This window comes from Deltaproteobacteria bacterium, from assembly GCA_016177765.1.
Lineage (GTDB): Bacteria > UBA10199 > UBA10199 > JACPAL01 > JACOUP01 > JACOUP01.
In genome coordinates this window covers 1,016,193-1,028,893 of sequence record JACOUP010000008.1, presented here as the reverse complement: position 1 = coordinate 1,028,893, position 12,701 = coordinate 1,016,193, and the positions used below count along the sequence as shown (strand labels likewise).

General features: G+C 56.3%; 11 protein-coding genes. All 11 read right to left on the bottom strand.

All coding sequences use genetic code 11. The features are described 5' to 3' along the window. Window positions 1-56 precede the first annotated feature (56 nt). The 11 genes from mdh to HYS22_07425 all read right to left on the bottom strand — a co-directional run bounded on the left by mdh (window position 57) and on the right by HYS22_07425 (window position 12,664). A complete protein-coding gene (mdh, locus tag HYS22_07475) occupies window positions 57-1,001 on the bottom strand; it encodes a malate dehydrogenase (GenBank protein MBI1909992.1) in 945 nt (314 codons plus the stop codon). A gap of 11 nt (window positions 1,002-1,012) precedes the next feature. Then, on the bottom strand, window positions 1,013-2,305 hold the full coding sequence (icd, locus tag HYS22_07470) for an NADP-dependent isocitrate dehydrogenase (GenBank protein MBI1909991.1): 1,293 nt from the start codon (window positions 2,303-2,305) through the stop codon (window positions 1,013-1,015). Between the two features lie 105 nt (window positions 2,306-2,410). Further along, complete coding sequence (locus HYS22_07465) at window positions 2,411-3,550, bottom strand: citrate synthase (GenBank protein MBI1909990.1); 1,140 nt, start codon at window positions 3,548-3,550, stop codon at window positions 2,411-2,413. Between the two features lie 39 nt (window positions 3,551-3,589). Then, window positions 3,590-5,317, bottom strand: coding sequence for a hypothetical protein (locus HYS22_07460; protein MBI1909989.1), 1,728 nt, complete (start codon window positions 5,315-5,317; stop codon window positions 3,590-3,592). Between the two features lie 45 nt (window positions 5,318-5,362). Continuing rightward, complete coding sequence (locus HYS22_07455; protein ID MBI1909988.1) at window positions 5,363-6,301, bottom strand: diacylglycerol kinase family lipid kinase; 939 nt, start codon at window positions 6,299-6,301, stop codon at window positions 5,363-5,365. Next, window positions 6,285-7,331, bottom strand: a complete 1,047-nt coding sequence (locus HYS22_07450) for a (Fe-S)-binding protein (protein ID MBI1909987.1) — start codon at window positions 7,329-7,331, stop codon at window positions 6,285-6,287. The genes HYS22_07455 and HYS22_07450 overlap by 17 nt, the downstream gene beginning before the upstream one ends. Beyond that, window positions 7,328-7,693 (bottom strand): FAD-binding oxidoreductase, encoded by a 366-nt coding sequence (locus HYS22_07445; GenBank protein MBI1909986.1) that lies wholly within the window; start codon window positions 7,691-7,693, stop codon window positions 7,328-7,330. The genes HYS22_07450 and HYS22_07445 overlap by 4 nt, the downstream gene beginning before the upstream one ends. Continuing rightward, window positions 7,690-9,297, bottom strand: coding sequence for an FAD-binding oxidoreductase (locus HYS22_07440; GenBank protein MBI1909985.1), 1,608 nt, complete (start codon window positions 9,295-9,297; stop codon window positions 7,690-7,692). Before HYS22_07440 ends, HYS22_07445 begins: the two co-directional genes overlap by 4 nt. Before the next feature lie 3 nt (window positions 9,298-9,300). After that, window positions 9,301-9,726: a 4Fe-4S dicluster domain-containing protein gene (locus HYS22_07435; protein ID MBI1909984.1), complete on the bottom strand. Its 426-nt coding sequence runs from the start codon at window positions 9,724-9,726 to the stop codon at window positions 9,301-9,303. Further along, the gene (gene glpB / locus HYS22_07430) at window positions 9,723-11,012 is read right to left on the bottom strand and encodes an anaerobic glycerol-3-phosphate dehydrogenase subunit B (GenBank protein MBI1909983.1); all 1,290 of its coding nucleotides are present in this window, start codon (window positions 11,010-11,012) and stop codon (window positions 9,723-9,725) included. The genes HYS22_07435 and glpB overlap by 4 nt, the downstream gene beginning before the upstream one ends. Further along, window positions 11,009-12,664 (bottom strand): glycerol-3-phosphate dehydrogenase/oxidase, encoded by a 1,656-nt coding sequence (locus HYS22_07425; GenBank protein ID MBI1909982.1) that lies wholly within the window; start codon window positions 12,662-12,664, stop codon window positions 11,009-11,011. Before HYS22_07425 ends, glpB begins: the two co-directional genes overlap by 4 nt. Between the last annotated feature and the right edge of the window lie 37 nt (window positions 12,665-12,701).

Below are 12,701 nucleotides of genomic sequence, written 5' to 3'. Positions count from 1 at the left end.
GACTTGGCTCAGGATGTCCATGATTCACGGACATGGTGAGCTTAGTCGAACCATCCCTACAGTTTCACCTCAGCGACCAATTTCTTAACATGCTCCACACTTTCCGCAAACAATTTTTTCTCTGCTTCATTCATCTTTACTTCCAAAATTTTCTCGATACCTCCGGCACCGATCACCACCGGCACCCCCATGAAATACCCCTTCACCCCATACTCTCCTTCAAGCAGGGCGGCGCAAGCCAAAACCCTTTTTTGATCCTTCAGGTAAGATTCCGCCATTGCAATCGCCGCGGCGGCTGGTGAAAAGAAGGCACTCCCAGTTTTGAGGAGATTCACAATCTCCCCACCCGCCATTCGTGTCCGTTGGACAATCGCCTCAATTTTTTCTTTTGAAAGCAGGTCGGTCAAAGGGATACCCCCCACCGAACAGTAACGGGGCATCGGAACCATGTCATCCCCATGCCCCCCCAGGACCAGGGCAGTCACATCCTGCACGGAGACCCCCAGTTCCATCGCCACAAAGGCACGAAAACGGGAAGAATCCAAGACCCCCGCCATGCCGATGACCCTGTTCTTGGGGAAACCGGTGATCTTGTGGGTTGCATAGACCATCACATCAAGCGGGTTGGAGACCACAATCACAAAGGGTGGTTCACCCGACGCATTAGGGCAATATTTTTTTACGTTCTGGGCGACGTCACGGATAATCTCGACATTTTTAGCAAGGAGATCGTCACGGGACATCCCCGGTTTTCTCGGCATCCCTGAAGTCACGATCACCAGATCGGCCCCGGCGGTATCGGCAAAATTGTTGGTCCCCTTGACGATGAGATCGGAATTGTGGAGTGGCCGGGATTCCATCAGGTCCAACGCCTTCCCTTGAGGCATCCCAGGGACGACATCGTAGAGAACAATATCCCCCAGTTCCTTTTGGAGGGCCAGTTCCGCCAAGATCCCGCCGATTTGACCGGCCCCGATCAATGCTATTTTTTTGCGCGCCATAGATCCTCTCCTTACATATTTTTAATAATCTCTTTTCCGAACTCCGAGCACTTCAACTCCTTCGCCCCTTCCATCAGCCGGGCAAAATCATAGGTCACCGTCTTGTTCGCAATCGTCTTTTCCAACCCCTGAACAATCAGGGCCGCCGCCTCTTTCCACCCCAGATAGTCGAGCATCATCACGCCGGAGAGGATCACCGAACCGGGATTCACCTTGTCCTGCCCGGCGTACTTCGGCGCCGTCCCGTGGGTCGCCTCAAAGATCGCCCGACCGGTCATAAAGTTGATGTTGCCGCCCGGGGCGATCCCGATCCCTCCAACCTGGGCCGCCAAGGCATCCGAAATATAATCCCCATTCAGATTAAGCGTCGCAATCACGTCGTATTCGGCCGCCCGGGTGAGGATCTGCTGGAGAAAATTGTCCGCGATGGCGTCCTTAATAAGGAGTTTTGGAAATCCCCCTGTATCCCCCTTTGACAAAGGGGGACTGGGGGATTTTTGTTGTTCCTCCCAGGTAACGACCCGATCCCTAAACTCCCTCACCGCCAGTTCATACCCCCACTTCTGAAACGCCCCCTCGGTAAACTTCATGATGTTTCCCTTGTGGACGAGGGTTAAGCTTTTCCGTTTTCGTTCCAGGGCGTAACGGATCGCCGCCCGAACCAGCCGTTCGGTCCCTTCCCGGGAGACCGGCTTGATGCCAATCCCCGAGGTCTCCGGGAACCGGATCTTCGTGACTCCCATCTGGCCCTGCAAGAACCCGATCACTTTTTTGGCCTCGGGAGACTCCGCCTCCCATTCGATCCCGGCGTAGATATCTTCGGTATTTTCCCGAAAAATCACCATATCGATCAGCTCCGGCTGTTTGACCGGAGAGGGGGTCCCTTTGAAATACCGGACCGGGCGGAGACAGACGTAGAGATCCAACTGCTGACGGAGCGTCACATTGAGGCTCCGAATCCCCTTCCCGACCGGCGTGGTGAGCGGACCCTTGATCGCCACCAAATACTCCCTGATTTTTTCGATGGTTTCATCCGGCAAGAGGTTCGGGGGACAATCAGGGCCGTAAACCTTTTTCGCCTTTTCACCGGCAAACAGTTCAAACCAGGCGATTTTTCTTTTCCCCCCGTACGCCCTGGCGACCGCCGCATCAAAAACGGCGACGGAGGCGCGCCAGATATCAGGGCCGGTCCCATCCCCTTCGATAAAAGGGATGATCGGTTCGGAGGGAACCTCCAGACGACCGTCGGAACGGAGGGTTATTGCATTTCCTTCTGTGGGCCGTGTCAGTCGAAAGGATCCCATGAGGTCGAGCCCTTTTACGGGGGGTGACACCTCGTGTCAAGGGGTGGTTCACCCAAGGGTGATTCACCCAATGGGTGCTTCAACTGTTTAAGATCAGGCCAGGAACTATCTATTGTCAATCGGAACGTACTTCAAATTCCGGGGACCGGTGTACTTGGCAAGCGGACGGATCAGCCGGTTGTTCCGGTATTGTTCCAGAATATGGGCGGTCCAGCCGGAGGCGCGGGACATCCCGAAGATCGCGGTGAAGAGATCGACCGGGATCCCCATGGTTTGATAGAGCGAGGCGGAGTAAAAATCGACGTTGGCATTAAGCCCCTTCAGTTCACCCATGATCTTCTGGATCTCCACGCTGATCTCATACCACTTGGTATGACCGGAGGCCTTGCCCAGCGCCTCGGACATCTTCATCAGATGGACCGCCCGGGGATCGATCGTCTTGTAGACCCGGTGGCCAAAACCAAAAATCCGCCGTTTTTCCGCCAACTCCTCCTCAATAAAACCTTTGGCGTTAGAAACAGACCCGATCTGACGAAGCATCTTGATCACCTCTTCATTCGCCCCGCCATGCAATGGTCCCTTTAAGGTGGCAATCGCCGCGGTGGTTGCTGAATAGATATCGGTCAGCGTGCCGGCCGCGACACGGGCGGCAAAGGTGGAGGCGTTAAAACTGTGTTCCGCATGGAGGACCAACGCCACATCCATCGCCTTGGCCGCCTCCGGCAGAGGCTCCTTGCCGAAAAGCTGGTAGAGAAACCGGGTCGCCAGATTCTGCCCCTTCTTCGGAGGAACAAAATGCTCCCCCTTGCGGAACCGGTCAAAGGCGGCGATCAGTGTCGGGATCTTGGCGACAATCCTGAGCGCTTTATTTTCGTTGGCCGCCGGGGATCGTTCCCCCGCCTCCGGGTCAAAGTGGGCCAGCATCGAAACAAAGGTCCGGAGCATCCCCATCGCGGAGAGACGTGGCGCGATTTTTTCTAGAAAACCAATAATCTCGTGCGGGATCTCGGAATTTTCCTCCAGATCCAGCATCAATCTCTGCAACTCTTGCCGTGTCGGGAGACGGAGGTGCCAGAGGAGAAAGGCGACTTCTTCAAAGGTCGATTTTTCCGCCAGCTCATGGATGTTGTAACCGGCGTAGATCAGCTCCCCTTTTTCGCCGTCGATGTCGCAGATCTGGCTGGGGGCGGCGATGATCCCTTCAAGACCCAGTTTGATGTCAGGAGATTCCGGAGTTTTAAGCATAACCGTTTTTTCAAGAAACAGGCGGGACTCTAGAGTTTGTTAACGGAGGATGTCAACGAAAACTTCTGGGCGTAAAACTTCTGGGCGTAAAACTTCTGGGCGGCGTTCTGCGCCACGCGACAGTTCAACATCGAAAATCGGCCGTTCCAAAAGGAGGGCGGGACGAACCGCCTGACTGACCCCGGCCCGGGCCGATTGAACCTCAAACCCGGAGGCGACCAAAACCTGTGCAACGTCGGTCGCCAGCGCATAACCGGCAGGATCGGCAACCCCTTCAAACGCCCCGGCCAACCGGGCGCCGGCCAGTTGATACCGTTCCAAAAGACCGCCTCTCTCAAGAGTGGCCAACAACCCCGCCCGTGACGAGGGACCGGCAACGCCAAATAAACCCTCCAGCCACTGCCTCTGCGCCGGATCCGGAAGGGAGTCGACAAACCCTCTCCATCGTTCTGGTGCATAGACAAGATCTGATTCATCCGGACCGATGGAAGCAGAAGCGCTTGCCCCCGGACCGTTGACTGGCGGAGTCCCTCTCCCTCCGGAAGAAACTGGGGCGGCCGGCGTCCCTGAACCACTCCCCCGACCGGGATCAGGTAATCTTCCCCTGGCCTCCAGGGCCCTGGCCAAGACGGCTCTGAGCTGGTCCAGTTCATCACCACTCCCCCTCATCCCTCCCACAGCCAATATCAGGATCCTGAGATAGACAATCCAGCCGTCCAGATGATCCTGATAGGCCCGATAGGCCCGTTGAATCTCATCAAAGTCGACCACTCCTTGACTATTGGCAATCCTCCGCTCATCCGCAGTCACCGCCGTCTCAAAATCCTGGACAAGCTGTCTTAAGGCAGAGAGCCTTTCCCCCTCAAGAACCAACCTCTCCGTCCCCTCCAGGACGGTGAGACTGAGGCGTTCCTGCAGATAGGCCAGCCAACGACGGTTGGCATAGATCGTCTCCTCAACCCCCCGTGGTCCACCAATCCTTGAGGGATTGGCCCGGTATTCCCCGGGACAGGAAACAGCAACACTGTAGACCAGGCGGGCCAGGAGGATGGAAGAATCTCCCCTTCTTTGTTCCCCCCTGAGACTACGGAGGAACAGCCTTAGGTTTTTCAAATAGGGCAGGTCATTGCCAGCCTCCGCCACGGCGTCGTACGCCGTCAGCTGGGCGGTCACAACCCGTAACCTTTCCTCGGTCTCGGCCAGACGGCCGCGGAGATAATGAAACTCCGGCGAGGTTGAAGGAAAGGTCACCGAGCGGGCCCGGAGCTCAAAGGCGTACTGATCCAACGCCACACGAAGGGCATCGGTACTCTCCGAGAGATCAAAACGGAGGATCCCGATCCCGGGACGCCGCGCAGTCTCACGGGCGACAGTCTCGTGGCTCATTAGTTCCAGGACGATCAACCCCTTGGCACTCCGGAGGAGGGGGGAAGAGACCGGCTCATCCGCTTCCGTAAGGTTGTCCAAGACCCCTCGGAAAACCTCAACATCCAGCTCAAATTTTCTTCCCTCGGAGAGATCCGGTGAGGGACTGGGTTCTGCCGCCGTGGTGGTTTGGACCGGAGCTGTTCCGACCACTGTTTGTGATCTCGCGGCCCTCACGAGGCGGTAGAGCCATCCCAAACCCCAAGGGGGTCTCTTATAAGGAGGGATATAGGCATCCTCTATTGAAGCCCCTTGGGCGCTGGTATCATCTTCCGGTCTTGTCGGTGGACGGTTTTGGGCCAAGGCGGCAGAAACGACAAGGCTGATCGGGGGGAGGGCCATACCGCCGCCATCATCGGCCAGCCCACGACTGGGTTGCTAGTATTTTTAAGCCTTGACCGCCAGCCCCTTCGGGACGATTTCGAAGGCGGCCGGGAGGAGGCCCGGTTGCTCCCCGTCGACATCGAGCAGGACCTTCTCCTCGGAGGCGACATGGACCTTTTTCGCCTTGCGGTAGATGATTTTTGAGGAGCGGGAACGGTCAATCGTTCCGGCATACAACCGGGGCAGGGCCAGGACAAAATCCAGGAGGTGAAAATCGGCCACGATCAGGATGTCCAGGAGGCCGTCATCAATTTCGGCCTTGGGGGCGACCTTCAGCCCGCCGCCAAACGACTGACCGTTCGCCACGATCACCGCGCAGGCTCTGCGTGGCTCCAGTTTCTCCCCATCAATGGTGATGGTAACCTTCTTGTTTCGATAGAGTAAAAAACTCTCCAGACTGCTTCCGAGGTAGGCGATCGTCCCCCCCAAAAAACCGGGGAACTGCCCCAACCGCTGGAGGACATCCCCCACAATCCCGCAATCGGCGATATTGACAAAATACCGCTCTCGCCGCCTCCCATCCGGCGCCAGATAGGCGATCTTTCCCAGATCAATCATCCGCGTCTCCTTTCCATAAAGGAGTCGCAACTGTTCCTCCCACTTTTGGGATCTCCCCAGTGCGCGGATCAGGTCACTCCCTCGGCCGAGGGAGAGGATGCCGAGACAGGCCCCGGTTTTTATCAGGGTTCCCTGATGGAAAAAACCGTTGACCACTTCATGGATCGTCCCATCTCCACCGACCGCCACTACCATTTCAAAATTATTGCGCAACGCCTCGGTCGCTAGCTCTGTGGCATGCCCGGTTGCCTCCGTGAAGACCTCCTCAAAACCGTCAAATCCACCCGTCCGCAGGGTCTCCCGGATGCGAGGCCATCTCCGGTCCGCCTTGCCGCCGCCGGCCTTCGGGTTGATGATAAAAAATGTCTTAAGGTTTTTGGACAAGGTTTCCTTCGATCACCCGGATTAAATTTTTAACATGGATTTCTTTGGAATGACAACCCTTCAACTGAAGTTCGCAGGTCGGTGAATCGGTCACCAGCGTGCGGGCACCGGCGGCGGCGGATTCCGTCAGAATAGCCTCCGCCATCGCCCGTGAAACCTTGGGCGATGTGACCGGAAACAGTCCCCCGGCACCACAGCAGTGTTTCCCGTTCAAAAAACAGCCGTCGTGAAGGAAAATTTTTTTATCCTCTACCACGGAGAATCCTTCCGGTAAAAGCGGCGCCAGGAACTCGGACCGGTGCAAGATTTTCTTCTTGATCGGAAAACCGGCCTCCCGGTAGAGGGTCGTCAGGGTGGTAAAGCAAACCGGATCGGCGGTCACGATGGTATCATACTCGGCCAAGGCGTGGCTCATGATCTCGGCAATCTCCCGAAAACCATCCCTGTCCCCCGCCGCATACAACGGGTAACCACAGCACTGAATCTCCCCCGGATAAAGGGGAACGGGAAAATGATTCAATCGTCCGACCACGTTCAAAAAACTTTTGATGTTTTCCGGAAAAAACTCTGTCTCGGTGCAACCGGGGAAATAAACAACCGGGTCTCCCTTTTCAGCCATCTCCTCCTGTCCGAAAGTTCTCTGCAACTTTGTCAGAAGATCGATCCCATAGGGATTGCTCCGTTTCCTGAAGTGGAGAGAGGTCTCTTTCGCCCCCGCCGGGACGATCCCCGCGGCAAAGGCCCTTTCACGAAAGTGGTTCAGGGCCGCCGGCACCGGGTTGCCCAAGGCGCACGCCTCGGTACAGGCACCGCAATGGGTGCACTGATAAGCAAGCGCCGCTGTCTTTTGATCAAAAGGGATCTCCCCCTTGCGGGTGAGATTCATGACGCTCATCAACCCCCATGGCGTCACCGTCTCGTTTCCTTCAACGGCCGCCACCGGGCAGGCGTAATGACAGAGTTTGGGGCAATAGGTACAGTTCTCGAGGGCCTTTGTGATCGCCGGAGGGGTGAGGGTCTGTTCCGTCATCGCGGGAAAACCTTTAAAGTGGCCTCAACAATCCGTCCCCATTGACCGTGGGAACCGATAAAAATGTTCTTAAAAAGCGGTCCCGCCGCCGAAGCGGGACTCCTTTTCGTCTCATACCGGACCCCTTCTTGAGCGGTCAGCACGGCCACAGCGGTGCAAAGGTGCCAGAGCGACCCATACCGTTTTTCATCACGGTTCGGCAGATTTTTCTCCAGCGCCTCCTGAACGGTCACCTCATTGGCAGGAGCCGAGAAATAACCGGAGGTGTACCCCTTTTTGTTCAACGCCTTTTCGAGGGCGCGAAAAGAAAAACCGGTCTTGACCGTCACCAACCCGGAGAGGGTATCCAAGGTTTCAATCACCCAAGCCCCAGCTTTCCGGGATTCAGGATCCCCTGAGGGTCCAGTTTCTTTTTAATCTTCCGAAAAAGATTCATCAGAGACCCCAGTTCCTCTTCCATATATTTTGCCTTAAGAAGGCCGATCCCGTGGTGGTGGCTGATCGTCCCCCCCTGGGCCAGCGTTGTCTTCATGGCCCGATCCCAAACTTCATCGTAGAGGGCAACCTCTTCTTCCCGCCCGGCCGCGCCGACAATGGTAAAATAGATCGAGGCCCCATCATGATAGGCGTGAGAGAAATGCGCCAGCACAAGCACTTTTTCCCCCAATGCCTCCCGCACCGACTCATAAAGTGGCAAGAGACGATCCCAGGTCGCCGCAACCTCAATGGTGTCGGCAAACGCCCCGTCCTGAAAGATCCCGATCTGCTTAAAGGAAACACTGTAACGGTGTTTTCGCCAGTGTTCCCCCGGCCGACGCCCCAGATCCACCCCTCCCGACCGTTTCAGAAGCGGCAGGGCCTTTTTTTCTTCCTTCTCGGCTATTCCTCTTTCCCCCTCAAAACCGGTGATGAGCAAGACCTGCTCCGGGATCAGGGACAAAAATTTCTGGAAGAGCGCCGGGTGTTTTAAAATCTGGCTGATCCCTTTTTTCTTGAGTCCGCCTTCCAGAGTAGAAATAATCCTGGAAAGTGTTTCTTTTAAAACCCCCCGGTTTTTCCCCTCCGAGTCGTACCCCCATTTCAAGAGAAGGCTATCCAAAGGGTCATACAGACGGAGGACGGAGGGACGGAGCCCCATCTGCATCAGGCCACGCATCCCTTCGAGGGCGCTCGCCACATTCTTGAACCGGAAACCGCGGTACAGGGCGATCTCTGGCAACGGATGGATCTTGAGGAGCGCCTTCGTCACGATCCCCAACGTCCCTTCGGCACCGAGAAAGAGCGGTGTGAGATCCGAAGAAGGGGGTAAATCTAGCAACCGCGACGGGTCCTGTCTCGGGTTCCGCCCAGCCGTGCTCACCCGTTCCGCTCGGCCGGGCGCCCGACCCTCACCACCCGTCGTAATAATTTGCCCATCCGCCAAGACGACCTCAAGCCCACAAACCATATCTTCAATTTTCCCGTACTTGGAGGAGAACTGCCCGGCCGACCGGCAGGCGATGAAACCACCGAGGGTGGAGATCCCGATCGAGGCGGGAAAATGACCGAGCGAGTACCCCCGCTCGTTCAGTCCCCTTTCGAGATGTTCCCCCAAGATTCCACTCTCCGCCAGACAGAGATTATTTTCGGTGTCGACTGCCAGCAGGTGGTTCAACCGCTTGAGATCCACAACAATCCCCCCCTTGACCGGAACGGCACCACCCGAAACACCCGAACCGCCGCCGAACGGAACGATCGGGGTGCCTGAGGCGCCTGCCAGTTTGACGATTTCTGACACCTCGGTAGCAGAAGCCGGCCAGACAACAGAGTCCGGTTGGTTTTCCCCCTTGCCGGCGCGCCAGAGGAGGAGCCCGCGCGCCATCATGTCCCGGCTATAGAGCCGTTTATTGGCAGGGTCGGTCGCCAGATACGAAGGGGTAACAATTTTTTCGAGCGACCGGAGCAATGCGGTTGAAGAAGCCATCATTTTTTAAGTCAGCAGCGCCTGCTTCTTGCTTTCGATAAAATTAAAAATCTCTTTGAGCGGGACCTTCGTCGGGCAAACCTCCTCGCAATGGCGACAGTCTTGGCAGACCGCCTTGTTGAATGTCATAAAGGCAAAGTCCGGCATCCCGCGCGAAAGGGCCATCGCCAAATACGAGGGAGTCGTTGACTCAAGAGTCGTTGACTCAAGAGTCAGCGGACAACCGCTGTCGCAAAGGCCGCAACCGAGGCAGTGGGAGAAACGGTTGAGTTTTTCCTTATCCTCTCTGGAAAGGGTCACGATCCCATCGGCCTGATAGTTTTTTAAAAATTGCTCCAGCCGCGGCGATTTCCGAAAGGTCAGCCGCTTCCCGATCCTTTGGAGGAGCTGAAAACCGATCTTGAAAAAGGCGTAGAGGGTCTTGAGGCTCATTGGTAAGCTCTCCTACCAGCCGCCATCCCGGTCGCAATCGCGACACCGGCGCTCGTCCCGCCGGTGGTGGTGTCGTACCCGCCGAGGAGGGAACCGGCCGCATAAAGGTTGTCAACCCCCCCCTGGGGTCGAAAGTCGCTGTCGCAACGGAGCCCGACGGAAAAAACCGGTTGCGGGTCCAAAAATTTTTCATTCGTCAGACGCCCGATAAAGGTCTTTCGAACCGGTTCCCCCTTGCAAAAAAGAGGGAGGTCAAAAATCGTTTCGCGAAACTCCTCTTCCCGCTCAATCCCCCCTCCGATAAATTTTCCGGTGGCGAGGACAAACCGGTCCCCGTCAACTTTGATCTCAGGGCCCTGCTCCGGCTGTACCTTCAAGAATCGAATTTTCTGCTTCTCCTCCAAAAATCCGGTCACCCTTCCTGACTGAATCGTCGCACCAAGACTCGCAACCATTTCATTCAATGCGAGTCCAAGGCGAAACCCGGGGACTGAAACCGGAACCGCCGCCAGTTCAAAACAGGGAAGGCCGATCTCCTGCTCCATCTCGCGAAGTAGTTCAGCGCTTCTTTTCAAACCGATGAACGGCGGCAAGGCGAGATGCGTGAAACCCTTTCCTTTACAGAGCTTGGCCAAAGAGGCGGCGACCAGCCGATGGTTCTCTTCCATAAAACGAGCGATCTCAAAAGACCCGAGGTTCCTCCCCTCCACCCCGGGGAGTTCAACCCTCCCGGCCGACACCTCCTTTATATAGGGAACTTTCTGAAACCGGAGGGAGGCCTGCAACCCCTTTTGAACGAGGGACGGCGAAAAGGGACTCCCTTGAAAACCGGCAATCATCAGGTGCGCCTCACGAAGAGAGAGGAGATCCCCCGCCGCCATCGTCTTCTGGCAATAGTTGGTGGTTTTCAATGTCCCGAGCGGGGTCAGCAACAGTTGCGTCCGGCCCCCATCCCCCACCATCTCCAGCGGAAGTTCTTTTTGAAATAACCGGACCTCTTCCAGTAGCCGCTGGCTCCCTTCGTCAAACTCTCCGAACAATCGGTACGGATGCTCTCCATCATGGTGAAAGATTTTCTTGAGAATCTCAGCGGTCGTTTCCATTTCGTCCCACCGGCCGTCCGGTTGGGAAAGAAACGGGGCGGCCAAATCCCACGCCCCGGAGGAAAGAGAGGTCGCCCCGGGCCTTCCGGGGATCAGAACAACCTCTGCCCCCGATTTTCTCGCGGCAACCACTGCCGCCGCCCCAGCCAACCCTGAACCGATGATGACAACCCGTTGACTCATTGATCGCCACCCCACTCGGACACCCGAAGCACCCCCTTATAAATCGTCTGATTGATCTCTTCCTGCGCCAACTGCGTCCCTTTTAAAATCACACGACGTCCCCTCCAACCCTGTTCCAGGGTCTCTTTTAACTCATCCACCACCTGGGTCATGGTCAGTGATCTCTCCTCCCTCAGGCAGGAAACTGCCGGTACGAGACAGAGCGCCCCCTGGCAGGGCCCCTGGCCGAGACGGGTCCGACGGCAAATGTCGGAGAGTGTGAACGCCCACTCCTCTTGAACAACATGCCTGACCTCCATTTTCATGACCGGCTCGCAGGGACATAAAATCTGGGCCCCTTCAGGGTCTGGCTTTGCCTTTTCCAAAATCTCTTCTGCCTTTTGACCCTGACGGTAAACCAACCGACGGGCGGCATAAGGATCGAGCTTGAATTTTTGGGCCAGCGCGTGCGGGTCTGGCAGTGATTCACCGCCGGGCAACGGGACCAGATGAGTCTGGCAGACCGCAATTACCTTTAATTTTTTGCAGACGAGATCGGTCGCCTCCTCCGCCATCTCCCGGTAAGAGGAAAGTTTTCCCCCCGCCATCGAAAGAAAACCGGAAACCCTTTCATTTTTTTCATGATCAAAAACCTCATGCTCGCGGGAGAGATTGTCTTCGTAGCGGTCGTCTTGATACAAGGTGGGGCGCACGCCGCGCCAGGTGGAAAGGATCCTCGCCTTGCGGATCTCCGGATAAACCGTTTCAATCGCCTGAAGAAGGTATTCGATCTCATCTTCCGTCACCGGGATATTATCCAGATCCCCGTAATAGTCGTCGTCGGTCGTTCCCAGGAGGGTCGTGTTCTCATGCGGGTTGATAAAAATCTGCCGGCCATCGATGCACTTGGCGACAATCGCCATGTTGGTCAGCCGTCGGTCAAAAATCAGATGGATCCCCTTGGCGGGACGAAGTTTGACCGACACTCCCGCCATGCCAGCCAGCCTTGGGGCCCAGGGACCGGTCGCATTGAAAACAATCTTGCCGTAATATTCTTTTTCTTCCCCCGTCACGAACTGTTTGGCCAAAACGCCAACGATACTCTTTCCCTCCTTGAGGAGCGACAAAACCTCCGTGTGGTTGAAGACCACCGCCCCGTTTTCCTTGGCAGCGAGCGCGTTGGCGACGCAAAGCCGGTGGGTGTCGATGCCCCATTCATCAAAGGTGATCGCCCCGATCACGTCGGGATCGAGCGACGGTTCCAGTTGTTTCACCTCTTCGGTAGAAAGGCGTGTGTGGATCTTCCCTCCCTTGAGCGGGGAGTAGTGATCGTAGAGCTCAAAAAAAGTCTCGACCAGTTCCAACCGGATCTTCGCCACCAGAGAAGGGTCGTCCTTTTTTAAAACCGGGACCAGAAAAGGGATCCGAAAGACCAGATGAGGGGCGATTTTCAAAATGTGGCCGGCATCATGACAAGCCATCTTGGTGATGCCGACTTCGTGCATCAGGTAGCGCGGGCCGCCATGAATCATCCCGGAGGAGGCGCCGGTGGTCCCGGAGGCAAAATCATTTTTTTCGAGAAGCAGAACCTTAAGCCCGCGAAGCGCTGCGTCCCGTGCAATTCCGGTCCCGTTACAACCGCCACCGATCACAATCAGATCAAAAGAATCCATCCACCGACGACCCTAACGGATTTGATCAAACGCGTCA